General features: G+C 74.1%; 22 protein-coding genes and 1 riboswitch. Of the genes, 10 read left to right on the plus strand and 12 right to left on the minus strand.

Annotated features, from left to right (window positions below; genetic code table 11):
• Positions 1-7 precede the first annotated feature (7 nt).
• Genes B7C62_06000 through B7C62_06020 form a run of 5 tightly spaced genes read right to left on the minus strand, consistent with a single transcriptional unit; the run spans position 8 to position 2341 of the window.
• Positions 8-595 (minus strand): hypothetical protein, encoded by a 588-nt coding sequence (locus B7C62_06000; GenBank protein ARF71859.1) that lies wholly within the window; start codon positions 593-595, stop codon positions 8-10.
• The gene (locus tag B7C62_06005) at positions 592-1284 is read right to left on the minus strand and encodes a hypothetical protein (GenBank protein ARF71860.1); all 693 of its coding nucleotides are present in this window, start codon (positions 1282-1284) and stop codon (positions 592-594) included. The genes B7C62_06000 and B7C62_06005 overlap by 4 nt, the downstream gene beginning before the upstream one ends.
• Positions 1281-1628 (minus strand): hypothetical protein, encoded by a 348-nt coding sequence (locus tag B7C62_06010; GenBank protein ARF71861.1) that lies wholly within the window; start codon positions 1626-1628, stop codon positions 1281-1283. The genes B7C62_06005 and B7C62_06010 overlap by 4 nt, the downstream gene beginning before the upstream one ends.
• Positions 1625-1816: a hypothetical protein gene (locus B7C62_06015; protein ID ARF71862.1), complete on the minus strand. Its 192-nt coding sequence runs from the start codon at positions 1814-1816 to the stop codon at positions 1625-1627. Before B7C62_06015 ends, B7C62_06010 begins: the two co-directional genes overlap by 4 nt.
• A 42-nt stretch (positions 1817-1858) precedes the next feature.
• The gene (locus B7C62_06020; GenBank protein ARF71863.1) at positions 1859-2341 is read right to left on the minus strand and encodes a stress protein; all 483 of its coding nucleotides are present in this window, start codon (positions 2339-2341) and stop codon (positions 1859-1861) included.
• Positions 2342-2435: 94 nt separating this feature from the next.
• On the opposite strand from B7C62_06020, the gene B7C62_06025 reads away from it, so the two are divergent.
• Positions 2436-3431 carry a hypothetical protein gene (locus tag B7C62_06025; GenBank protein ARF71864.1) on the plus strand — a complete coding sequence of 332 codons (996 nt, stop codon included), beginning with the start codon at positions 2436-2438 and terminating at the stop codon, positions 3429-3431.
• 85 nt (positions 3432-3516) lie between these two features.
• On the opposite strand, the gene B7C62_06030 is transcribed toward B7C62_06025, so the two are convergent.
• From B7C62_06030 to B7C62_06040, 3 genes are all read right to left on the minus strand, one after another.
• Positions 3517-4308: an enoyl-CoA hydratase gene (locus B7C62_06030; GenBank protein ARF71865.1), complete on the minus strand. Its 792-nt coding sequence runs from the start codon at positions 4306-4308 to the stop codon at positions 3517-3519.
• A gap of 139 nt (positions 4309-4447) precedes the next feature.
• Positions 4448-4708: a hypothetical protein gene (locus B7C62_06035; GenBank protein ARF77013.1), complete on the minus strand. Its 261-nt coding sequence runs from the start codon at positions 4706-4708 to the stop codon at positions 4448-4450.
• 343 nt (positions 4709-5051) lie between these two features.
• The gene (locus B7C62_06040) at positions 5052-6650 is read right to left on the minus strand and encodes an ABC transporter (protein ARF71866.1); all 1599 of its coding nucleotides are present in this window, start codon (positions 6648-6650) and stop codon (positions 5052-5054) included.
• 203 nt (positions 6651-6853) lie between these two features.
• Here B7C62_06040 and B7C62_06045 point away from each other — a divergent pair, with 203 nt between their 5' ends.
• The gene (locus B7C62_06045; protein ARF71867.1) at positions 6854-7744 is read left to right on the plus strand and encodes a hypothetical protein; all 891 of its coding nucleotides are present in this window, start codon (positions 6854-6856) and stop codon (positions 7742-7744) included.
• A gap of 105 nt (positions 7745-7849) precedes the next feature.
• Here B7C62_06045 and B7C62_06050 read toward each other — a convergent pair whose 3' ends face one another.
• The 3 genes from B7C62_06050 to B7C62_06060 form a co-directional block, all read right to left on the minus strand.
• Positions 7850-9175 carry a hypothetical protein gene (locus B7C62_06050; GenBank protein ID ARF71868.1) on the minus strand — a complete coding sequence of 442 codons (1326 nt, stop codon included), beginning with the start codon at positions 9173-9175 and terminating at the stop codon, positions 7850-7852.
• 185 nt (positions 9176-9360) lie between these two features.
• Entirely contained in the window at positions 9361-10488 is a 1128-nt protein-coding gene (locus B7C62_06055) for a hypothetical protein (GenBank protein ID ARF71869.1), read from the minus strand.
• A 172-nt stretch (positions 10489-10660) separates the two neighbouring features.
• On the minus strand, positions 10661-11320 hold the full coding sequence (locus B7C62_06060; protein ID ARF71870.1) for a fuculose phosphate aldolase: 660 nt from the start codon (positions 11318-11320) through the stop codon (positions 10661-10663).
• Between the two features lie 277 nt (positions 11321-11597).
• On the opposite strand from B7C62_06060, the gene B7C62_06065 reads away from it, so the two are divergent.
• The 7 genes from B7C62_06065 to B7C62_06095 all read left to right on the plus strand — a co-directional run bounded on the left by B7C62_06065 (position 11598) and on the right by B7C62_06095 (position 20237).
• Positions 11598-12866 (plus strand): phosphate transporter, encoded by a 1269-nt coding sequence (locus B7C62_06065; GenBank protein ID ARF71871.1) that lies wholly within the window; start codon positions 11598-11600, stop codon positions 12864-12866.
• Between the two features lie 12 nt (positions 12867-12878).
• The gene (locus B7C62_06070) at positions 12879-13112 is read left to right on the plus strand and encodes a hypothetical protein (GenBank protein ID ARF71872.1); all 234 of its coding nucleotides are present in this window, start codon (positions 12879-12881) and stop codon (positions 13110-13112) included.
• A 160-nt stretch (positions 13113-13272) separates the two neighbouring features.
• A riboswitch (cobalamin riboswitch) is annotated at positions 13273-13405 on the plus strand.
• Positions 13406-13573: 168 nt separating this feature from the next.
• A complete protein-coding gene (locus B7C62_06075; GenBank protein ARF77014.1) occupies positions 13574-14539 on the plus strand; it encodes a cobalamin biosynthesis protein in 966 nt (321 codons plus the stop codon).
• Between the two features lie 58 nt (positions 14540-14597).
• Positions 14598-16265, plus strand: a complete 1668-nt coding sequence (locus tag B7C62_06080) for a cobyric acid synthase CobQ (GenBank protein ARF71873.1) — start codon at positions 14598-14600, stop codon at positions 16263-16265.
• Positions 16262-18295 (plus strand): magnesium chelatase, encoded by a 2034-nt coding sequence (locus B7C62_06085; protein ID ARF71874.1) that lies wholly within the window; start codon positions 16262-16264, stop codon positions 18293-18295. Before B7C62_06080 ends, B7C62_06085 begins: the two co-directional genes overlap by 4 nt.
• Positions 18295-18894, plus strand: a complete 600-nt coding sequence (locus B7C62_06090) for a cob(I)yrinic acid a,c-diamide adenosyltransferase (protein ID ARF71875.1) — start codon at positions 18295-18297, stop codon at positions 18892-18894. Before B7C62_06085 ends, B7C62_06090 begins: the two co-directional genes overlap by 1 nt.
• Positions 18888-20237 carry a cobyrinic acid a,c-diamide synthase gene (locus B7C62_06095; GenBank protein ARF71876.1) on the plus strand — a complete coding sequence of 450 codons (1350 nt, stop codon included), beginning with the start codon at positions 18888-18890 and terminating at the stop codon, positions 20235-20237. Before B7C62_06090 ends, B7C62_06095 begins: the two co-directional genes overlap by 7 nt.
• 34 nt (positions 20238-20271) lie before the next feature.
• Here the strand turns inward: B7C62_06095 and B7C62_06100 are convergent, their stop codons facing one another.
• On the minus strand, positions 20272-20994 hold the full coding sequence (locus B7C62_06100) for a permease (GenBank protein ID ARF71877.1): 723 nt from the start codon (positions 20992-20994) through the stop codon (positions 20272-20274).
• Positions 20995-21196: 202 nt separating this feature from the next.
• On the opposite strand from B7C62_06100, the gene B7C62_06105 reads away from it, so the two are divergent.
• Positions 21197-22798 (plus strand): L-threonine-O-3-phosphate decarboxylase, encoded by a 1602-nt coding sequence (locus tag B7C62_06105; GenBank protein ID ARF71878.1) that lies wholly within the window; start codon positions 21197-21199, stop codon positions 22796-22798.
• The last annotated feature ends 43 nt before the right edge of the window (positions 22799-22841 follow it).

The following is a 22841-nucleotide window of genomic DNA, read 5'->3' on the forward strand; positions in this document are numbered from 1 at the left end:
CCGGCCGTCAGGACACCCGCTCCGCGCGGTGCTTGACGGCCCGCAGCCGCACCTCGGCGGGGAGCTCGTCCAGACCGGCCGACTCGCGGGCGTGGGCCAGCGCTCCGTCGGCCACCGCGTTCAGGGCCTGCTCGGGGGCCGCGTGCGGCTCCATCAGCAGCCGGATACGGGCCTGCGGGGCGGTCCGGCGGCCGGTCAGGGCCGCCTGGGCGCGGGCCACTCCGGACACCTGGCCCGCCTCGTCGGCGAGGACGCCCTCCAGCGCCCGGCCGCGCACCTGGGCGCCCTCGCCGTCACCGCTGTCGACCAGCACCTCGGCCAGACGGCCGCGCCGGAGCTGGGCGAGGAGCCACCACAGGGCGAGGACGACGAGCACGGCGAGGACCGCGATCACGGTCGGCCACCACCAGCCCTCGTCGCGCCAGCGGCCCCGGTCGGCGGCGCTGAGCAGCACATCGCCCTTGCCGTCCCAGGGCCACCAGGACGGCACGGAGGCGCCGAGACCGACGGCGAGCACCGCTCCGCCCACGGCGATCAGCACGAGTCCGGCCAGGGCCAGCAGGACCCGGTTGACGGTGGAGCGCATACCGCTCATCCCTTCTTCGCGGGTCGGTGCACCTGGACGGAGAGGCCGGGCGGCTTCGCGAGGCCCAGTTCCCGGACGGCGGTGGCCAGCACGGTGTCCAGGTCGTTCCGTACGTCGTCGAGCTCCCGGAAATGGGAGACCGCGCGCACCTTCGCCCGGTTCCGGCCCATCCGGACCCGGACGGACTGCACTCCGGGCACCTCCACGGCCCGGTCCCGCAGGACCAGCGCGGCGGCGGTGCGGTCGAGCCCGGCGCGTACACCGGCGCGGTCGCGGCGCATCGGCAGGAGGTCGCGGAGGCCCGGGGTGAGGGCGAGCAGGAGCAGCCAGAGGCCGATCGCCGCCGCGACCCCCGCCCCGACGAGCACCCAGACGTCGTCGAGCCGCCGCTCCGCGAGGCCGTCGGCGAGGGAGCGCCGCCACTGCATGGCCGACTGCCCGGTCCGTACGGCCGCGATGTCGTAGAGCAGCAGCCCCGCCGCGCCCAGGAGCACCAGGGCCAGCAGGGCGGCCGGGACCCGGCGGGCGGACCAGAAGCGGCCCGCCCGGCCGCCGCCCTGCTCCAGGGTGGGGACCGGTGTGTGGGCGGCCGGGCCCGCGCCGGGGCCCGGGGGGTGCGGGGCGCCGTCGGCCGGGTCCACCGTGGGCATGCGGCGGGTCGAGCCGTTGGGCCCGTCGGGTCCGTCGGGTGCGGTCATCGAATCCTCCCCTGTGCTCCGCTCGTCGCCGGGTGCAGCCGCTCGACCTGGACGGCCACCTCGGGCACCTCCATGCCCGCCAGGGTCTTCACCCGTTGGGCGACCCGGCTCCGTACGGCACCGCACTGGCGGCCGATGTCACAGGGGTAGCCGAGCTCCAGGCTGACCCGCACGCGGGCGGCGTCGTTGTGCACGGTGACCGTGGCGCGCGGGGAGGCCCCGTTCTCGGGCGGATCGTCGACGGCTTCCTTCGCCGCCTGCGCGGCGATCTTGGCGACGACCCGGTCGGCGATCCGGGTCTCGCCCCGTTCGGCGGCGGCGACCCGCCCGGTCACCGCGGTCACCGTCGTCGGTCGCCGCGCTCGCGACTCCGGAAGAAGTCGCCGGGTTCCAGGTCACCGTCCAGGAAGCGGCCGGCGATGAAGCCGACCGCGCCCAGCGCGGCCACCAGTACGAATGCTCCGAACCCGCCGAAATACCCGGCGAAGCCGAGCGCCATGCCGGCCAGCAGACCGACCGCAGCCATGCTCATCGTCTCTCTCCTCCAACTGCCTTTCGGCGGGGAACCCGGGACCTACTGGACGCGCTGCTGGTCATCGTCGTCATCGTCGTCGTCCTCGTCGGGCAGCTTGACGTCGCTGACCGCGATGTTGACCTCGACGACCTCGAGGCCGGTCATGCGCTCGACCGCCGTGACGACGTTCTCGCGTACGTCGCGGGCGACGTCGGAGATGGCCACGCCGTAGTCGACGACGATCTCCAGGTCGAGGGCCGCCTGGGACTCGCCGACCTCGGCCTTCACCCCCCGGGTGACGGACTTGCCGCCGCCGGGGACCCGGTCGCGGACCGCGCCGAAGGTCCGGGACAGGCCGCTGCCCATCGCGTGGACGCCGACCACGTCGCGTGCGGCCATTCCGGCGATCTTCTCGACGACGCCGTCGGCGATGGTGGTGCGGCCCCGGGTACCGGGATCGCCGCCGCCTCGCTTGTTCAGGGACTTGCCCCGGCCGTCGCCGGAACCACTGTCGGGGCTGTTGCGCTGGGAGTTCTCAGTCATCGCCGCTCTTCCCTTCGGGACAGGGTTGGGACTTCCTTGCCCACGTTAAGTGCGCTTGCCCGGTACCGCGCCGTGGATACGGCAGGCTGGGGTGATGACGACGGAGCGGGGCCCGCGGAGGGCCGACGGATGGACAGCTGCGGTACGGCAACGGCTGGGCCTCGGCAGGCTGCTCCCCATGGGCGGTCCCGGGGAAGGCACCTGGATCGCGGAGACGGCGGCGGCCTCGGTGCTGCGCGGGGCGGCGACCGGGCCGGGCGCGGTGGTGGGGACGCTGCGGATCGGCCCGGCGCGGGAGGCCACGGGGACATGGCCGCAGGAAGCGGCGGGGGCGGGGCATGCGGTGGGCGTGGATGCGGGTTCCGCCGGGGGCCGTACGACGGGCCCTGCGGCGGGCGTGGCCGCGGAATCTGCCGGGGGCCGTACGGCGGGCTCCGCCGGGGAGCGCGTGACGGGCCCCGCCGTGTCTCCGGAGCCCTCGGAGTCTCCGGGGGCGTCGGTGTCTGCGGGGGCGTCGGTGTCTCGGGAGGCTCCGGTTTCGTCGCAGCCCCTGGTGTCGTCGCAGCCGCCGGGGGCCTCCGTGGCTCCGGTGCCGCCGAGCGCCCTGCCGCCCGGGCCGCTGCGGATCGAGGCGGAGTTCCGGGCCGCCGGTGACCGCCCGCTGCCCGACGCGGCGGCGGCCCTGCGGACGGTGCTCGTCACGGCGGCGGCCGCCCGGCTCGGCCTGGAGGTCGCCGAGGTGGACCTGCGGGTGACGGCATTGCTCGACGCCGATGCGCCCGAACAGGTGACGGCCCCGCCCGCACCGGCCGCCCCGGTCCCGGCCGCGCAGGCCGACGGACCCGCGGGAGAGGCGGCCGCGGCGGTCCCGGGGGTCGTCTCGCTGACCCGGGTCCTCGGCAGCGCCGTACACACCGCCGAGGACCATATCCGGGTCGAGGTGGCGACGGCCGGGGACCGCCGGGCGCTCGATGTGGCCCGGTCGGTACGCACGGCGGTGTCGGCGGCGACGGCTGACCGGCTGCCGGTGTCGGTGCTGGTCACCGAGGTCGTGGAGCGGGACGGGGGCGGCCGGTCCGACAGCCGGTGAGAGCCCGCGACCGGCCCGGCCCCCGCAGCCGCCAGCCGGTGACGGCCCGGCCCCGGTCCGGCAGCCGACCGGCCCCCGTGGAGCGTCAGTCGGTGATGCCCGCCAGGTCCCGCAGCCTGCGGCCCTGGGCGGCGCGCTCGGCGGTGCGCTGTTCCTCGTACGTACGGGAGACCGCGCCGCTCAGCAGGGCCTTGGTCTCCACGACGGCGTCGCGCGGGGCGGCGAGGAGTGCGGCGGCCAGGTCGCGGGCGGCGCCGTCGAGCTGGTCGGCGGGGACCACGAGGTTGGCGAGGCCCGTGCGCTCGGCCTCCTCGGCGTGCACGAAGCGGCCGGTGGCGCAGATCTCGAGCGCGCGGGCGTACCCCACGAGGTTCACCAGGGGGTGGGTGCCCGTGAGGTCGGGGACGAGACCGAGGCTGGTCTCGCGCATGGCGAACTGCACGTCCTCGGCGACGATCCGCAGGTCGCAGGCGAGGGCGAGCTGGAAACCGGCGCCGATGGCGTGGCCCTGGACGGTCGCGATCGACACGAGGTCGTTGCGGCGCCACCAGGTGAACGCCTCCTGGTACTCCGCGATGGTCGCGTCGAGCTCGGCCTCCGGGCCGCGCGCCATGTCGAGGAAGGACGGCTCGCCGTCGAAGCCCTCGGGGGTGAACGCCTGCCGGTCCAGACCCGCGGAGAAGGACTTGCCCTCGCCGCGGAGCACCACGACCCGGACATCGCCGGGCAGCACCCGTCCGGCCTCGGTCAACGCCCGCCAGAGAGCGGGAGACTGGGCGTTGCGCTTGGCCGGGTTGGTGAGCGTCACCGTGGCGACCGCGTCTTCGACGGTGAGCCGTACGCCGTCCTGGTCGAGCACAGGGTCGAGCGAGGTCATGGGGCGCCTCCGGATCGGGTGCAGTCAGCACTCAGAAACTAAGTGACTGAACAGTAACCACCCGGACGACCTCACGGTCAGCCGGGTGGCCACCCCGAATTCCGATGAGTCCCTGGGCCCCGTCCCAGTAGTGAGGCACTCAGGCCGAAGCGGCCTTCTTGCCTCGCGTGGCTCCGCCGCGTCCCCGCAGCGTCACTCCGGACTCGCTGAGCATCCGGTGGACGAACCCGTAGGAGCGGCCGGTTTCCTCGGCCAGCGCCCTGATGCTCGCACCGGAGTCGTACTTCTTCTTCAGGTCTGCCGCGAGCTTGTCACGCGCGGCGCCGGTCACCCGGCTGCCCTTCTTCAGAGTCTCGGCCACCCGTGCCTCCTCAATGGGAAGTGCGCTCTGGACTCTCATGATCACCCCTCCCGCGCTTCCTGGCCACCCATTCGGCAAGGTCGATGCGACCGGTTTCCGTACCGGGAAGCGCTTCGACACGAACGGAATCCCGTATTCCGAGGGGTTGTGAGGGCATACGGCGCCGACCGGCGAAAGAACCGGCAGGTCAGGGCCGTACGAGGAAGGGGGCGTCCGGAAGGGGTGCGGGGCGGGTGAGCGCCCGGCGCACCACCGGGGTACGAGACGCCCTCACACAGATGATGGATCACGCGTAGGCCGAATGATCTATCCGGAGCCGAATCGATCTGTTCGGAGGGGGGCCGGGCCCGCCCGGAGGGGCCGGGACACCCTCCGGGACGGCTCAGGCGAGCGCGACGAGGTCCCGGTAGTCGGCACCCCAGAGGTCCTCGACACCGTCCGGGAGCAGGATGATCCGCTCCGGCTGGAGCGCGTCGACCGCGCCCTCGTCGTGGGTGACGAGGACGACCGCGCCCTTGTAGGTACGCAGCGCGCCGAGGATCTCCTCGCGGCTGGCGGGGTCGAGGTTGTTCGTCGGCTCGTCGAGCAGGAGCACGTTGGCCGAGGAGACGACCAGGGTCGCGAGCGCGAGCCGGGTCTTCTCGCCGCCGGAGAGCACCCCGGCGGGCTTGTCGACATCGTCGCCGGAGAAGAGGAACGAGCCCAGCGTCTTGCGGACCTCGACCAGATCGAGGTCGGGGGCGGCGGAGCGCATGTTCTCCAGGACCGTGCGGTCCGGGTCCAGGGTCTCGTGCTCCTGGGCGTAGTAACCGAGCTTGAGGCCGTGGCCCTGGATGACCTGGCCGGTGTCGGGCTTCTCCGCGCCGCCGAGCAGCCGCAGGAGCGTCGTCTTGCCCGCGCCGTTGAGCCCGAGGATGACGACGCGGGAGCCCTTGTCGATGGCCAGGTCGACGTCGGTGAAGATCTCCAGCGACCCGTACGACTTGGAGAGGCCCTCCGCCATCAGCGGGGTCTTGCCGCACGGCGAGGGGTCGGGGAAGCGCAGCTTGGCGACCTTGTCGGAGACCCGTACGGCCTCCAGGCCCGAGAGCAGCCGGTCGGCGCGCTTGGCCATGTTCTGCGCGGCGACGGTCTTGGTGGCCTTGGCCCGCATCTTGTCGGCCTGCGCGTTGAGGGTCGCGGCCTTCTTCTCGGCGTTCTGCCGCTCGCGCTTGCGGCGCTTCTCGTCGGCCTCGCGCTGCTGCTGGTAGAGCTTCCAGCCCATGTTGTAGACGTCGATCTGCGAACGGTTGGCGTCCAGGTAGAAGACCTTGTTGACGACGGTCTCGACGAGGTCGACATCGTGGGAGATCACGACGAAGCCGCCGCGGTAGGTCTTGAGGTACTCGCGCAGCCAGACGATCGAGTCCGCGTCCAGGTGGTTCGTGGGCTCGTCGAGGAGCAGGGTGTCGGCGTCCGAGAAGAGGATGCGGGCCAGCTCGACGCGGCGGCGCTGACCGCCGGAGAGCGTATGGAGGGGCTGGCCGAGCACCCGGTCGGGCAGGCTGAGCGCGGCGGCGATGGTGGCGGCCTCGGCCTCGGCGGCGTACCCGCCCTTGGTGAGGAACTCCGTCTCCAGGCGCTCGTACTTCTTCATCGCCTTCTCGCGGGTGGCGCCCTTGCCGTTCGCCATCCGCTCCTCGTTCTCCCGCATCCTGCGCAGGATCTCGTCGAGGCCCCGGGCGGAGAGGATGCGGTCGCGGGCGAGGATCTCGAGGTCGCCGGTGCGCGGGTCCTGCGGGAGGTAGCCGACCTCGCCCGAGCGGGTGATGGTGCCGCCCGCGGGGGTGCCCTCGCCCGCGAGGCACTTGGTGAGGGTGGTCTTGCCCGCGCCGTTGCGGCCGACCAGGCCGATGCGGTCGCCCTTGGCGATACGGAAGGAGGCGGACTCGATGAGGATGCGGGCGCCGGCGCGCAGCTCGATGCCGGTGGCGGTGATCACGGAAAAACTCCAGGGCAGTGTGGACGGCGGAGGGACGAGGGCGGAGGTCTCTCGACGCCGCTAATGCACAAGGAGAAGGGCCATGGGCCCCATTCTACTGGCGGTGTGCAACTGCTTTTCCGCGTGCCCACCGGGACGAACCGTCCGATACTCGGCGCAGGGCGGCACGGCGCCGCCCGCCCCGAGCCGAGGGTGGTGCGCCCGTGCAGTTCGACGACGACGCCGGTCTGGACACGTCCGAGGTCCAGGACGTGCGCGGCAGCCGCATCCCCGGCGGGCGGGCCACGGTGGGGGGCGGCGTCGTGGGGGTGATCGCCCTGATCCTGGGGCTGCTGTTCGGCGTCGGCCCCGACCAGCTGGGCCTCTCATCGGACGATACGGAGCCCGAGGCGGTCTCCTCGTCGGCGGCGCAGGTGCAGGAGAGCTGCCGGACGGGCCGGGACGCCAACAGCCGGGACGACTGCCGGACGGTGGCGGTGGTCAACAGCGTCCAGGACTTCTGGCGCCAGGAGTTCCGGCGGCGGGGCGGCGGTTACGGGGCCGCGCCGACGGTCCTGTTCAGCCAGCGGGTCTCCACCGCGTGCGGGGCGGCGACCTCGGCGGTGGGGCCGTTCTACTGCCCCGGTGACCGGAAGGTCTATCTGGACCTGGGTTTCTTCGACGAGCTGCGGACGAAGTTCGGCTCCAGCGGCGGGCCGTTCGCGCAGGCGTACGTGGTGGCCCATGAGTACGGCCACCATGTGCAGAACCAGCTGGGCACGCTGGGCCGCTCGCAGGACGGGCGGCAGGGCGCCGACAGCAACGCGGTGAAGGTGGAGCTCCAGGCCGACTGCTACGCCGGGGTCTGGGCGCACCACGCGACGACGACACCGGACGGGTCGACGGGCCGCCCGCTGATCACGGAGCTGACCCGGGCGGACATCCGGGACGGGCTGGACGCGACGGCGGCGGTCGGGGACGACCGCATCCAGGAGCGGTTCCAGGGCCGGGTCACCCCGGAGTCCTGGACGCACGGTTCGTCGGCGCAGCGGCAGCAGTGGTTCTCCACCGGGTTCCGCAGCGGCGACATGGGGCAGTGCGACACCTTCGCCTGAGCCGGGCCGTGCCGACGCCGCTCTGCGGGGACGCGTTCCAGGAGGGCGTACGCCCCGGGGGCCGCCCGTCGGCCGAGCGGCGGGCGGGCCCCGGGGCGTACGGTCTCAGGCTCCGCCGGTGTGGACCTGGAACGCGGCCCGGCGGACCGCCTTGGCCAGGGCCGGGTCGGGGTGGGCGGCGGCCAGCGCGACCAGAACCTGCACGGTGCGCGGGTGGCCGACGGCCCGGACCTCGTCGAGCAGGGCCGGGACGGTGCCCTGGACGGCGGAGTCGAGATGGCGGACCAGGAGCCCGGTCTCCCCGTGGTCGGCGACGGCGGCGGCGGTGTCGACCCAGAGCCAGGTGGCCTCCTCACGGCTGAGGATCTCCTGCGCGTCGTCCGGGTCGGCGCCCTCGTACTCGGCGAGCCACAGCAGGGCGTAGGGGCGCAGCGAGGGGTGGGTGACCACGGCGCGGACCTCGGGCTCGGCGGGGGCGCCGACGACCCGCAGCGCCTCGAAGGCCAGTCCCCGCAGCAGCGCGTCCTCGCCCCGGGCGACGGCGAGCAGTTCGGTGACGGCGCTGCCGACCGTACGGGCGGCGAGCCAGGCCCGGTACTCGTCGCGGGCCGGTCCGGGGGTGAGCCGGGCGCAGCCGAGGAGCATGTCGGCGGCGGACTGCTCGATGTTCCCGGCCGGGCTCTGGGCGGCTACGCAGATCTGTTCCAGCTTGACCCAGACCGCCCAGTTGCCGAGGGGGGTGAGGGTGGCGTGTCCGTTGCCGAGGGTCAGCGCGCCGACGGCGGCGAGGCCCTCCAGGGCCCAGTCGAGCAGCAGCGCGTCGAGGTCGGCGCTGCGGACCGGGGCCGGGCATCCGGTGGCCGGCGCGTTCTCACCGGCTGCCCGGCCCGCCCCGTACGGGACCTCGCACCGCTCCTCCTGGAGTTCGGCGATGCGCTGGGCGAGGAGGTCGAGGAGGGCGGGTACGGGAACGGGGCCCGCGGAGAGCTGGAGGAGGGAGAGCACCTGGGGCACGGCCTCGACGGCTTCGGCCACCGCACCGGCCTCGATGTCCTCGGGCGCCGCGTGGACGAGCGACCAGGCGTCGAAGAGCGCCACCCAGCCGCGCAGCACGGCCGAGTCGTCCCGGTCCCAGGCCCGCAGCCGCCAGCCGGGGCGGGCGGTGTCGCCGTGCAGCTCGATCAGACCGGCCAGCCTGGCCCGGTCCCAGCCCGCCCGCACCTGGGCCGGGGAGAGCTCCAGGGCCGTCGCGGCCCGTTCCAGGGCCTGGGCGGCGAGCGGGGCGGAGCTGCCGGGGGCGGGGGCACCGGCCGCCCAGTGGGCGATGCGCACGGCGTCGGCGAGGACCGCCCTGGCCTGGCGGGCCAGTTCGGGGCGGGGCGGGGTGCCCTCGGGGGGCCTGGGGGCCGGCCTGGTGCGCCGGGTGGACACGGCCCTGCGGGCGGTGGCGAGGGGTCGCGGGCGGACAAGTCGCAGCCTGGAGTCGCGCGGGGTACGGGACGTCACGGGAGCAGTCTTGCCTCTGACGGCCCGAAAGCCCAAACGGAAGGCGTTTCACCGGTACGCGGGGGGTTACCGGTGGTGCGGCGACCAAAGGGACCGATCCCCGCAACACCTCACATCAGGGGCGTGAGGAAGCGCCGGAGGGTCTCTTCGTAGCGGCCGGGAGCGGCGTTCCACATCGACGCATGCGGAGCCCGCGGTACGGCGTGGAGGCTGACCAGGTCCGGTCGGCGGGCGGCGAGCTCCCGGGAGGGGCCCCAGGGGGCGATCGTGTCGTCCGGCCCGTGCAGGATCAGGGCGGGGGCGGGCAGCGCGTCGGGCAGGGAGGGGTCCAGGAGCGGGGCCCCGGCCATCCCGGTCCTGCCCTGGGCGGCGCGGACGGCGAGCGGCAGCAGGGCGGCGGGGACGCCCCGGGCGGCGGCCAGGGCGCGCAGGGTCGTCTGCCAGTCCAGGACCGGGGAGTCCAGGACGAGGCCGCCGACGCGCTCGCGGAGCGGGGAGTTGACGGCGGCGTACAGGGCCATGGAGGCGCCGGTGGACCAGCCGTACAGGACGATTCTCCGGGCGCCGTAGCGGACGGCGAAGCGCATCGCGGCGTCCAGGTCGCGCCACTCGGACGCGCCGAGGTGGCCGAGGCCGTCGGCGGGGCGGGGGGCTCCGGCGTCACCCCGGTAGGCGATGTCCAGCACGGGGAGCTGCTGGCCGTGCAGGAAGCCCATCAGGTTCATGGGGTGTTCCCGGGTGGTGCCGAGGCCGTGGGCAGTGATGACCCAGGTGTCGCGCTTGCCGGGCACCCACCAGGCGGGCAGTCCGCCGAGCTCGCCGGGGATCTCGACCTCCCGGTACTCCAGGCCGAGGGCGCCGCCCGGGTCGCCGCGGTGGACCTCGGGGGTGAGGCGGACCTTGACGCCGGGTTCGAGGGTGCCTCGGGTGACCCGCTCCAGCCTGCGGACGACGGTGTCGGCGGTGGCCCCGGCCCCTTCGACGACGGGCCCGACCACGGCGTGGATGCCGTGGCCCTCGATCCCGTACGTACCGGGGCGGAGCACGGTGAGGGAGCGGGTCAGGGTGATCCGCCCGATCGCCGTGGCGTGCACGGTGAGTCTGCGGTCGGCGGGCAGGGGCCGCCCGGGAGCCGCCCTGAGGGCGGCGTCGCTGGCGTACCGGCCGGCCGCGACCGCTGCCGCACCGGCGCCGAGGATCGTGGTGACGGCCGTTGCCGTCGCAGTTGCCGGGCGCACCGTTTCAGTCTCGTGGGCCGGGCGGCGCGGTGCCAGCGGGCGGGGGCCGTCCGGTGCGGCGCCCGCTCCCCCGGTCGGCCGGGGCTGGGCGGGCCGGGACGCGGAGGGCCGGGGGCACGGACGGCCGGGGACCCGCACGGCCAGGCCCCCAGGCGGCCGGGAAGCCCTCGGGTCACCCCTTCTGTCCGTACCCCTTCAGCGCTTCCGTCACCTCGTCCAGCTGGGCGTGGCTGAGCAGGGACGGGTTCAGGCCCGGTACGGAGCTCGCGGTGAGCCAGAGGCGGCAGAGCCACTCCAGCTGGGCGGTGCGCTCGTAGGCCCGGTCGAGGGTGGAGCCGTAGGTGACGGTTCCGTGGTTGGCGAGCAGGCAGCCGGTGCGGTCGCGGAGGGCGGTGAGCATGGCGTCGGCCAGCTCCGGGGTGCCGTAGCGGGCGTAGGCGGCGGTGCGGACGGGGCCGCCGAGGAGGGCGGCGGCGTAGTGGACGAGCGGCACCTCGGCGACGAGGGTGGAGACGGCCGTCGCGTGCACCGCGTGGGTGTGGACCACGGCGGCGGCCCCGGTCTCCCGGTAGACCGCGAGGTGGAGGGGGAGTTCGCTGGTCGGCTTCAGCTCCCCGATGACCTGCCGCCCGGTGAGGTCGACCCCGACCGCGTCCCCCGGTCCGAGCCGGTCGTAGGGCACCCCGCTGGGGGTCACCAGGACCAGGTCCCCGACCCGGGCGGAGACGTTGCCGGAGGTGCCGACGACCAGCCCGTCGGCGGCGCTGCGGCGGGCGGTGGCGACCACCTCCCGCCAGGTCCGGACGATGGGTTCCGGCTGCTGCTCGCTCATGGGGCGAGCGTAGGGGTGACGGCCCGGAAGCGGAACGTGATCCCCCACGTGACGGGGATCTCTTCCGGGCCCCGAACCGCCCGTCAAAGTCTTCGCCAATGAGGGGTAAAGGGCAGCCCAGCCGGTGCCCCACCGGCCTTCCGCAGCCCCTCCTGCACACAAGCGGAACCATCCGACTCCAGTTGGGGTCACCACAGCGACCCGCCCAGTTCATCTTCCGTTCACCCAGGTTGCCTACGGTCCACGAGCCACTGACGTCGAACGATTGCCTGGGTAAATGGAACACATCACGCTGCTGCTTGCGATTGTGGTCGTAACAGCTCTCGTGTTCGATTTCACGAACGGTTTCCACGACACCGCCAACGCGATGGCGACCACCATCTCGACCGGCGCGATGAAGCCCAAGACAGCGGTGGCCATGTCCGCCGTTCTCAACCTGATCGGCGCGTTCCTGTCGGTGGAGGTCGCCAAGACGATCTCCGGCGGGATCGTCAACGAAGACGGCATCAGAACAGAGGTCATCTTCGCGGCGCTCGTCGGCGCCATCCTGTGGAATCTCTTCACCTGGCTGCTGGGGCTCCCCTCCAGCTCCTCCCACGCCCTGTTCGGCGGTCTGATCGGCGCCGCCGTGATGTCGGCCGGCTGGTCCTCGATCAACGGCGGCACCGTCGTCACCAAGGTGCTGCTGCCCGCGATCGCCGCCCCGCTGGTCGCCGGTATCGCCGCGATGCTGGCCACCCGGCTGACGTACCGGATCAACCGGAACGTCACCGACCCGAACCAGCAGAAGTCGACCGCCAAGGGCTACCGGGCCGGGCAGATCGCCTCCGCCGGTCTCGTCTCGCTCGCCCACGGCACCAACGACGCCCAGAAGACGATGGGCATCATCACCCTGGCCCTGGTCACCAGCGGTGTCCTGGCCCCCGGCTCCAACCCGCCCATGTGGGTCATCGTCTCCGCCGGTGTCGCCATCGCGCTCGGCACCTACCTCGGCGGCTGGCGCATCATCCGCACCATGGGCAAGGGCCTGACCGACCTCCAGCCGCCGCAGGGCTTCGCCGCCCAGACCAGCGCGGCCACGGTCATCCTGGCCTCCTCGCACCTCGGCTTCTCGCTCTCCACCACCCAGTCCTGCTCGGGTGCCGTGATGGGCGCGGGCCTCGGCCGCAAGGGCGGCGTGGTCCGCTGGTCCACCGCCACCCGGATGTTCGTCGCCTGGGGCCTCACGCTCCCGGCCGCCGCCCTGGTCGGCGCGGGCGCCGAGTTCCTCACCAAGCAGGGCCCCTGGGGCATCGCCGTCACCGCGGTCATCCTGGTCGGTGGCTCCTTCGCCATCTGGCTGGCCTCGCGCCGCGAGCCGGTCGACCACACCAACGTCAACGACACGGACGGTACGACGGCCGACGAGCCGCAGGGCGTCGTCACCACCGCCATGGCCGCGGTCGCGCCGCCGCCCACCGCCGGTGCGGTCCCCGAGCTCTCGACCACCATCCCGGCCCCGTCCGCGGCGCCCGACGACACGCCCCGCTCCACGGCCACGGTGTAAGGACAGATCCGTATGAAAATCGACTGGGCAGCTCTCGCCTCCGTCTTCGGTGTCAGTCTCGTGGTCACCGTCGCTCTGGTCGGCGTCTTCACCCTGGGCATCGTCGCCCTCTCCAAGCTGTCGGCCCCGGCCGGCGGCACCGGAGCCTCCGGCGGTGCGGCCGTGCTGGCGCGCACCGGCGCGTACGCCGCCTTCGCGGCGTGCGTGGCGGCGGTCGCGTACGGCATCTATCTGATCGTCGCCTGACACGCCCCCACCGCGCTCCCGCGCACTCCTTCGGGCCGGACACACCACCGTGTGTCCGGCCCGATGTGCGTCTGCGCACACTGGAGCTCCGCAGGTCAACAGCAAGTTGACGGCCGTTCTCGCAGCGTGGTGGACTGCCGGGGCCATGTACGGCGACAGCAGAGGAAGCCGGTGCGAATCCGGCGCGGTCCCGCCACTGTCACCGGGGAGCACTCCCCCACAACGGATGTCACGGCCCTCGATCCACGGGCTGGAAGGCCGGGGGAACTGCCGATCCGGAAGCCAGGAGACTCTCGTCGCCGGTCACGTCGAACCAGGGCGCGGACCCTGAGTTAAGGACTTAACGCCATGCCTGGCCGCCGAGCGCCGCATCCCGTGCCCCCTCACGCCGGAACGCCCCGACCCACGACGGCCTGAGCCCCGTGCGTGTCGATGCGCGCGCCGACGCGCGCGCCGGCGGAGTGGGTGCCGGTCGCGTCTTCGCGTACGGCGCCACCGCCGGACTGATCGCCGACGCCCTGCTGGGCGACCCGCGCCGGGGGCACCCCGTCGCCGGTTTCGGGCGGGTGGCCGCGCGGGTGGAGTCGCTGCTGTGGCGGGACGACCGGGGCCGGGGCGCGCTGCACACCCTGCTCTGCGCCGGAGGCGCCGTGGGGGCCGCCGCGCTGACCGCCCGTGCCGTACGGGACCGTCCCGCGCTCGCCGTCGCGCTGACCGCCGCCACCACCTGGTCGGTCGTCGGCGGTACGTCGCTGGGCCGGGAGGCCCGCGCCATCGGGGGCGCGCTGGCCGCCGGGGACCTGGAGGTGGCCCGGGAGCGGCTGCCGCACCTGTGCGGGCGCGATCCGCACGCCCTGGACGGGCCGGGAATCGCCCGCGCGGTCGTGGAGTCGGTCGCGGAGAACACCTCGGACGCCGTCGTCGGCGCGCTGGTGTGGGGCGCGATCGGCGGGGTGCCGGGGCTCGTCGGGTTCCGGGCCGTGAACACGCTGGACGCGATGGTCGGCCACAAGTCGCCCCGTTACCGCCGCTACGGCTGGGCCTCGGCCCGGCTGGACGACGCGGTGGGGTGGCCGGGCGCCCGGCTGACCGCCGCGCTGGCCGTGGTGGGCGGCGGACGGCCCTCGGAGGCCGTACGCGCCTGGAAGGCGGACGCGCACCGCCACCCGAGCCCGAACGCCGGACCGGTGGAGGCCGCGTTCGCGGGGGCGCTCGGCGTACGGCTGGGCGGGACGCTGGCGTACGCGGGGCGCGTGGAGCACCGGCCGGTCCTGAACGGGGAGTCCGGGCGGGAGGTCCGGTCCGCCGACATCGAACGGGCCGTGCGGCTGTCGCGCCGGGTGGGAACGCTGGCCCTCGGGGTGTGCGTGGCGGGCCGGCTGGTGGCGGGGCACCTCGTCGCGGGGCGGAATCAGGGGCGGGCATGACAGGCGTAGGTGTGAGCGGTACGGCACCGAGCGGTGCGGTACGGGAACGGGGGCGGGCATGAGCGGCGGCGGGCTGCTGGTCGCGGGGACGACCTCCGACGCGGGCAAGAGCGTCGTCACGGCGGGCATCTGCCGCTGGCTGGTGCGCCGGGGCGTGAAGGTCGCGCCGTTCAAGGCGCAGAACATGTCCCTCAACTCCTTCGTCACCCGCGAGGGCGCGGAGATCGGCCGCGCCCAGGCCATGCAGGCGCAGGCCGCCCGGGTCGAGCCGACGGCGCTCATGAACCCGGTGCTGCTCAAGCCCGGCAGCGACCGCTCCAGCCAGGTCGTCCTGATGGGCAAGCCGGTCGGCGAGATGAGCGCCCGGGGGTACCACGGGGGCCGCCAGGAGGCGCTGCTCGGGACGGTCACGGACTGCCTGGAGCAGCTGCGGTCGACGTACGACGCGGTGATCTGCGAGGGCGCCGGGTCACCGGCCGAGATCAACCTCCGCCGCACCGACATCGTGAACATGGGCATCGCACGGGCGGCCCGCTTCCCCGTGCTGGTGGTCGGGGACATCGACCGGGGCGGGGTCTTCGCCTCGTTCTTCGGCACCACGGCCCTGCTGAGCGCGGAGGACCAGTCGCTGGTCGCGGGGTACCTGGTGAACAAGTTCCGGGGTGATGTCTCGCTGCTGGAGCCGGGGCTCGACATGCTGTACGGGCTGACCGGGCGGCGGACGTACGGAGTCCTGCCGTACGCCCACGGGCTCGGCATCGACGAGGAGGACGGCCTGCGGGTCTCGCTGCGGGGTGCGGTGCGCGAGTCGGTCGTGGCGCCGCCCCATGGGGAGGACGTGCTGCGGGTGGCGGTCTGCGCGGTGCCGTTGATGTCCAACTTCACGGATGTGGACGCGCTGGCCGCCGAACCGGGTGTCGTCGTGCGGTTCGTGGACCGGGCGGAGGAGCTGGCCGACGCGGATCTCGTCATCGTGCCGGGGACGCGCGGCACGGTGAAGGCGCTCGCCTGGCTGCGGGAGCGGGGGCTCGCGGACGCCCTGGTGCGGCGGGCGGCCGAGGGGCGGCCGGTGCTGGGGATCTGCGGCGGTTTCCAGGTGCTCGGTGAGCGCATCGAGGACGAGGTGGAGTCGCGGGCGGGGGTCGTGGACGGGCTCGGGGTTCTTCCCGTACGCGTCCGCTTCGACCGGGCCAAGACGCTGGCGCGGCCGGTGGGTTCGGCGCTGGGCGAGGTGGTGGAGGGGTACGAGATCCATCACGGGGTGGCCGATGTACGGGGCGGGGAACCGTTCCTGGACGGCTGCCGGGTCGGGGCGGTGTGGGGGACGCACTGGCACGGGTCGCTGGAGAGCGACGCGTTCCGGCGGCGGTTCCTGGTGGAGGTGGCCCGGGCCGCCGGGCGGCGGTTCGTGCCCGCGCCGGACACGCGTTTCGGGGTGCTGCGGGAGGAGCAGCTCGACCGGCTGGGGGATCTGGTGGAGGAGCACGCGGACACGGAGGCGTTGTGGCGGCTGATCGAGGGGGGTGCGCCGAAGGGGCTGCCGTTCGTGCCGCCCGGGGCCCCTTCGGTGCCGGGTGACGTGGGTGCGGATGCTCCGGAGAGCCGGGGCGCTGCCCCGGACCCCGCTCCTCAATCGCCGGAGGGGCTTGATTTTGCCGGGTCCGCTGGGTCAAGGGGCCAGGGGCTTGATGGTGCTGATGTTGACGTCGACGAGGAGGCCACGTGAATACGCCCTATCCCTTCACCGCGATCGTCGGGCAGGACGACCTGCGGCTCGGGCTGTTGCTGAACGCGGTCAGTCCGGCCGTCGGCGGAGTGCTCGTGCGGGGCGAGAAGGGGACCGCCAAGTCCACCGCCGTACGGGCGCTGGCCGCGCTGATGCCCGAGGTCTCCGTCGTACCGGGGTGCCGGTTCTCCTGTGACCCGGCCTCCCCCGATCCGGCGTGTCCCGACGGGCCGCACGGGGAGGCGGCCGGTGTGTCGCGGGCCGCGCGGACCGTGGAGCTGCCCGTGGGCGCGTCCGAGGACCGGCTCGTGGGGGCGCTGGACATCGAGCGGGCGCTCTCGGAGGGCGTGAAGGCGTTCGAGCCGGGGCTGCTGGCGGACGCGCACCGCGGGATTCTGTACGTCGACGAGGTCAACCTCCTCCATGACCACCTGGTGGACCTGCTGCTGGACGCGGCGGCCATGGGTGCCTCGTACGTCGAGCGCGAAGGCGTCTCCGTACGGCATGCGGCACGGTTCCTGCTGGTCGGGACCATGAATCCGGAAGAGGGCGAGCTGCGACCGCAGTTGCTGGACCGGTTCGGGCTGACCGTGGAGGTCTCCGCGTCCCGGGACACCGACGAGCGGGTGGAGGTCGTACGGCGCCGGCTCGCGTACGACGACGACCCCGCCGGGTTCGCCGCGCGCTGGGCCGGGGAGGAGACGGCTCTGCGGGAGCGCATCGCCTCCGCGCGCGCCCTGCTGCCCCGGGTCGTGCTCGGTGACGGCGTGCTGCGGCAGATTGCCGCGACCTGCGCCGCGTTCGAGGTCGACGGGATGCGGGCCGACATCGTGATGGCCCGGACCGCGACCGCGCTCGCCGCCTGGGCCGGGCGCGAGGAGGTGACCGCCGACGACGTGCGGCAGGCCGCCCTGCTGGCCCTCCCCCACCGGCGGCGCCGCAACCCGTTCGACGCTCCGGGACTCGACGAGGACAAGCTCGATCAGACCCTGGACGAGGCCGGCCCGCCGGAGAACGGCGACGACGATCCCGATCCCGGGCCCGATGGCGGCGGTGACGGCGGCGGTGGAGGCGGAGGCGTGCCGCCTCAGGCCGACGGGGACCGTACGCCGCCTCGAGCGGACGGCGACGACACGCCGTCGCAGACCCCCGAAGGCACCCCCGACGCGCCCGGACGGTCCTCCTCCGGCGCCGAGCAGCAGCCCGTGGCGGCCGCCGAGCCCTTCCGTACGAAGATGCTCAGCGTTCCGGGGCTCGGGGAAGGCGCTGCGGGGCGGCGCTCCCGGGCCCGTACCGAGCACGGGCGTACGACCGGCGCACACCGTCCCCAGGGGGCGCTGACCAAGCTTCATCTCGCCGCCACCGTGCAGGCGGCCGCCCCGCACCAGCGTGCGCGCGGGCGTGCGGGGCGCGGGCTCGTGGTGCGGCGGGACGATCTGCGGCAGGCGACCCGGGAGGGGCGGGAGGGCAACCTCGTGCTGTTCGTCGTGGACGCGTCCGGGTCGATGGCGGCCCGGCAGCGGATGAGCGCGGTCAAGGGGGCCGTGCTGTCGCTGCTGCTGGACGCCTACCAGCGGCGGGACAAGGTCGGTCTGGTGACCTTCCGGGGCAAGGAGGCCGAGGTGGCGCTGCCGCCGACCTCGTCCGTGGACGCGGCCGCCGCCCGGCTGGAGTCGCTGCCGACCGGGGGGCGCACTCCGCTGGCCGCCGGGCTGCTGAAGGCCCATGACGTGCTGCGGGTGGAGCGGCTGCGCGATCCGTCGCGGCGGCCCCTGCTCGTCGTCGTCACGGACGGCCGGGCGACCGGCGGTCCGGAGCCGGTGGCGCTCGCCGGGCGGGCGGCGCGGCTGCACCGCGCCGAGGGGGCGGCCTCGGTCGTCGTGGACTGCGAGTCGGGGTACGTACGCCTCGGTCTCGCCGGGGAGCTGGCCCGGGAGCTGGGAGGCACCGCCGTCACGCTGGACGAGCTGCGGGCCGACTCGATCGCCGGGCTCGTCAAGGACGTCACCGCAGCCGGGAGGGCCGCTTAATGCCGCAGGGACAGCCGATATCGGTGCCGGACGACGGGCTCACCACCCGTCAGCGCCGCAACCGCCCGCTCCTGTTCGTCCACACGGGCATCGGGAAGGGCAAGTCGACCGCCGCCTTCGGGCTCGCGCTGCGGGCCTGGAACCAGGGGTGGCCGATCGGGGTGTTCCAGTTCGTGAAGTCGGCGAAGTGGAAGGTCGGCGAGGAGAACGCGCTGAAGGTGCTCGGCGCGAGCGGCGAGGGCGGCACGGTCGACTGGCACAAGATGGGCGAGGGCTGGTCCTGGGTCCAGCGGGACGGCCAGCTCGACAACGAGGAGAAGGCCCGCGAGGGCTGGGAGCAGGTCAAGCGGGACCTGGCGGCGGAGACGTACAAGCTGTACGTGCTCGACGAGTTCGCCTATCCGCTGCACTGGGGCTGGATCGACACCGACGAGGTCGTCGAGGTGATGCGGAACCGGCCCGGCACCCAGCATGTGGTGATCACCGGCCGCAACGCGCCGGACGCGCTGATCGAGGCCGCCGACCTGGTGACCGACATGTCGAAGGTCAAGCACCCGATGGACGCGGGGCAGAAGGGCCAGAGGGGCATCGAGTGGTGAGTGTCCCCCGTCTGGTCATCGCCGCTCCGGCCTCCAACAGCGGCAAGACCACCGTCGCCACCGGTCTGATGGCCGCCTTCGCCGCGCGCGGGCTCGCCGTCTCGCCGCACAAGGTGGGCCCGGACTACATCGATCCGGGCTACCACTCCCTGGCGACGGGCCGCCCCGGCCGGAATCTCGACGCGTACATGTGCGGGCCGGAGCTGGTCGCCCCGCTCTTCGCGCACGGGTCGGCGGGGTGCGACCTCGCCGTGGTCGAGGGCGTGATGGGGCTGTACGACGGTGCCTCGGGCCAGGGGGAGCTGGCGTCGACCGCGCAGGTGGCGAAGCTGCTGAAGGCACCGGTGGTGCTGGTGGTGGACGCCTCCTCGCAGTCGCGGTCGGTGGCGGCCCTGGTGCACGGGTTCGCCTCCTGGGACCCGGAGGTGCGGATCGGCGGGGTGATCCTGAACAAGGTGGCCTCGGACCGGCACGAGGCGCTGTTGCGGGACGCGTTGGACGAGTCCGGCCTGCCGGTGCTGGGCGTGATCCGGCGGGCCCCGCAGGTCGCGACGCCCTCGCGCCATCTGGGTCTGGTCCCGGTGGCCGAGCGGCAGGGCGATGCGGTGGACGCCGTACGGGCCATGGGTGAGCGGGTGCGCGCCGGGTGCGACCTGGACGCACTGATGGCGCTGGCGCGGACGGCGCCCGCGCTGCCGGACGAGCCGTGGACACCGGCGTACGCCCCTGCGGAAGGTCCCCGGCCCGTCGTCGCCGTGGCGGGCGGGGCCGCGTTCACCTTCGCGTACGCGGAACACGCCGAGCTGCTGACGGCGGCCGGTGCGGAGGTCGTGGTCTTCGACCCGCTGCGGGACGAGAAGCTCCCGGCGGGAACGGCGGGGCTCGTGATCGGCGGCGGGTTCCCGGAGGTGTACGCCCCCGAGCTGTCCGCCAACGAGCCGCTGCGGCGGGCGGTGACCGAGCTGGCCCTGAGCGGCGCCCCGGTGGCGGCCGAGTGCGCGGGGCTGCTGTATCTGGCGCGGGAGCTGGACGGGAAGCCGATGTGCGGGGTGCTGGACGCGGAGGCCCGGATGTCGGAGCGGCTCACGCTCGGCTACCGGCAGGCGGTGGCGGTCTCGGACAGCCCGCTGGCGGCGGCCGGGACCCGGCTGCGGGGGCACGAGTTCCACCGGACGGTGCTGGAGCCCGGGGCGGGTCCGGTGCCCGCCTGGGGGATGCACCAGCCGGAGCGGCGGGTCGAGGGGTACGTCCAGCGGGGCGTGCACGCGAGCTATCTGCACACCCACTGGGCGGCGTCGCCGGAGGTGGCCCGCCGGTTCCTGGAGCACTGCCGGGCGCGGTGAGGCGTACAAGGGCGTGCAGAGGCGCACGTGCGGCTCACTCCGCGATGCCGACCACCAGCCAGATGAAGCCCACGCCCCCGATGGTGCAGAGAAGGGTGGAGCGGGCGGGATGGGTGTGGTGTGCCTCGGGAAGAATCTCGGCGGCGGCCAGGTAGAGCAGCGCTCCGCCGAAGAAACCGAGATAGCCGCCGAGCAGTTCCTCCGGAAGGGTGAACAGCAGGGTGGACGCGGCGCCCACGACCGGTGCCAGGGCGGCCGCGAACAGCATCAGGAGCGCCTTGCGGCGGGCGTTCCCGTAAAGACTGGTGAGGGTGTACGTGTTGAATCCGTCGGCGAAGTCATGACTGATCACCGCCAGCGCGACGGCCACGCCCATGGAGCCGCTGATCTGGAAGGCGGCGCCGAGCGCGATGCCGTCCATCAGGCTGTGGCCGACCATCGCGGCGGCCGCCGCCAGCCCCACCTGCGGCACCCGCTGCCCGTCCGCCCCGTGTGCCACCTGGCGGGCGGCGAGCAGCCGCTCGACCAGATGGGCCACCAGGAAGCCGCCGACGAACAGCAGCAGCGCCGCGGGCACCCCGAACACCGGGGTCCCCGCCGCCTCCAGGGCCTCCGGCAGGAGGTCCAGGCCGACCACTCCGAGCATCAGCCCGCCCGCGAGGCCGAGCACCAGATGGCGGCGGTCGGTGACGCGTTGCGCGACCCAGCCGCCGGCCAGAGTCATCAGGAACGCGCCGAGCGCGACGAACACCGCCATGGGGTCTTGCTAGTCGATCGACCCCGTCGGCCGCATCTCAGGGTGTCCTTACCGGGGTCGCCCGCACCCACCCGTACGCCCGGGTCCGTGAGCCGTACGGCCGCCGGGTCCGTGACCGTATACGGCACAGCTCCACCCCCCACCGCTTGATGTGAAAGGCAGGCTCCGCCATGACGAGCACCCCGCCCCCAGGAACCCGCCCATGACCGGAGCCGCCGACCGCCCCGCCCCGGCCGCCCCCGGGCCCGGTGCGCGGAACCTGGTCGTCGGGGTCGGCGCCCGCCGGGGCGCGCCGCCCGACGAGGTGTTCGGCCTGATCGAGGAGACCCTGCGCGGGGCGGGGCTGCGTACCGCCGATGTGGCGGAGGTGGCGACGGTCGACGCGAAGGCGGACGAGCCGGGGATCGTGGGGGCCGCCGCCCGGCTCGGGGTGCCGGTGCGGACGTATCCGGCGGCCGCGCTGGCGGAGGTGCGGGTGCCGAATCCGTCGGGTGCGCCGGGCGGGGCGGTGGGCACGCCGTCGGTGGCGGAGGCGGCGGCGCTGATCGGCGCGGACGAGCTGGTGGTGGAGAAGTCCGTCGGAGCGGGGCGCGCGACCTGCGCGGTGGCACGCCGGTTTCCGGCCGTCCTTGCGCCTTTCCCTGTTTCCGGCGAGAAAACTTCCACCCCACCCGTGACGGAAGGCCCCCGGCCGTTCACCATGACAGCCATGAATCCCCCCACACATCCCCCCACGCGGGACATCGAGAGCGCCGGGCCCGACCTGCGCCACCACGGAGACGCGGAGGTGCGCGGCGAGAATCTGACCGATCTCGCGGTGAACGTCCGCACCCACACACCACCGGAGTGGCTGCGCCAGCGGATAGCCGCGTCCCTGGTCTCGCTGGCCGCCTACCCCGACGGCACGGCGGCCCGGGAGGCGGTCGCCGAGCGGCACGGACTGCCGGTGGAGCGCGTTCTGCTGACGGCGGGCGCGGCCGAGGCGTTCGTCCTGATCGCCCGGGCGCTGCCGGCCCGCTGTCCGGTGGTCGTGCATCCGCAGTTCACCGAGCCGGAGGCGGCGCTGCGGGCGGCCGGGCACCGGGTGGGGCGGGTGCTGCTGCGGGCGGAGGACGGTTTCCGGCTCGATCCGGCGGCGGTGCCGGAGGAGGCGGACCTGGTGGTGGTCGGCAACCCGACCAACCCGACGTCGGTGCTGCACTCGGCGGCCCTGCTGGAGCGGCTGGCCAGACCGGGGCGGACGCTGGTGGTCGACGAGGCGTTCATGGACGTCGTGCCGGGCGAGCGTGAGGCGCTGTGCGGGCGTACGGACATCCCGGGGCTCGTGGTGCTGCGCAGCCTCACCAAGACCTGGGGGCTGGCCGGGCTGCGGATCGGTTACGTCCTGGCCGCCCCGGAGACGGTAGCGCTGCTCGCCGACGCGCAGCCGCTGTGGCCGGTGTCGTCCCCGGCGCTGGCGGCGGCCCAGGCGTGCATGGAGCCGAGGGCGCTGGTGGAGGCTGCGGAGGCGGCGGACCGGATCACGGTGGACCGGGCCCATCTGCTGGCCGGGCTCGCGGAGTTCAGCGAGGTGCGGGTGGTGGAGGCGGCCCGGGGGCCGTTCGTCCTGGTCCGGCTGGAGCGGGCGGCGGAGATCCGGGAGCGGCTGCGGCTGCTGGGCTTCGCGGCCCGGCGCGGGGACACGTTCCCGGGGCTGGGGCCGCAGTGGCTGCGGCTCGCCGTCCGTGACCGGGCGACGACGAACCGCTTCCTCCAGGCCCTGGACCAGGCGGTGCAGGCGCTGCCCGCACGGACGGGGCGCTGAGGGAGGGACCGGAGGGGCGGCGTCCCGTCGTACGGACGCCGCT

Origin of the sequence: Kitasatospora albolonga, from assembly GCA_002082585.1 — a bacterium.
Taxonomy (GTDB): Bacteria; Actinomycetota; Actinomycetes; order Streptomycetales; family Streptomycetaceae; genus Streptomyces; species Streptomyces stephensoniae.

Coding starts and splice junctions, on each gene's coding strand:
- B7C62_06000 (ARF71859.1), bottom strand. CDS start 595: ATGAGCGGTATGCGCTCCACCGTCAACCGGGTCCTGCTGGCCCTGGCC.
- B7C62_06005 (ARF71860.1), bottom strand. CDS start 1,284: ATGACCGCACCCGACGGACCCGACGGGCCCAACGGCTCGACCCGCCGC.
- B7C62_06015 (ARF71862.1), bottom strand. CDS start 1,816: ATGAGCATGGCTGCGGTCGGTCTGCTGGCCGGCATGGCGCTCGGCTTC.
- B7C62_06020 (ARF71863.1), bottom strand. CDS start 2,341: ATGACTGAGAACTCCCAGCGCAACAGCCCCGACAGTGGTTCCGGCGAC.
- B7C62_06025 (ARF71864.1), top strand. CDS start 2,436: ATGACGACGGAGCGGGGCCCGCGGAGGGCCGACGGATGGACAGCTGCG.
- B7C62_06030 (ARF71865.1), bottom strand. CDS start 4,308: ATGACCTCGCTCGACCCTGTGCTCGACCAGGACGGCGTACGGCTCACC.
- B7C62_06035 (ARF77013.1), bottom strand. CDS start 4,708: ATGAGAGTCCAGAGCGCACTTCCCATTGAGGAGGCACGGGTGGCCGAG.
- B7C62_06060 (ARF71870.1), bottom strand. CDS start 11,320: ATGAGCGAGCAGCAGCCGGAACCCATCGTCCGGACCTGGCGGGAGGTG.
- B7C62_06065 (ARF71871.1), top strand. CDS start 11,598: ATGGAACACATCACGCTGCTGCTTGCGATTGTGGTCGTAACAGCTCTC.
- B7C62_06070 (ARF71872.1), top strand. CDS start 12,879: ATGAAAATCGACTGGGCAGCTCTCGCCTCCGTCTTCGGTGTCAGTCTC.
- B7C62_06080 (ARF71873.1), top strand. CDS start 14,598: ATGAGCGGCGGCGGGCTGCTGGTCGCGGGGACGACCTCCGACGCGGGC.
- B7C62_06090 (ARF71875.1), top strand. CDS start 18,295: ATGCCGCAGGGACAGCCGATATCGGTGCCGGACGACGGGCTCACCACC.
- B7C62_06100 (ARF71877.1), bottom strand. CDS start 20,994: ATGGCGGTGTTCGTCGCGCTCGGCGCGTTCCTGATGACTCTGGCCGGC.
- B7C62_06105 (ARF71878.1), top strand. CDS start 21,197: ATGACCGGAGCCGCCGACCGCCCCGCCCCGGCCGCCCCCGGGCCCGGT.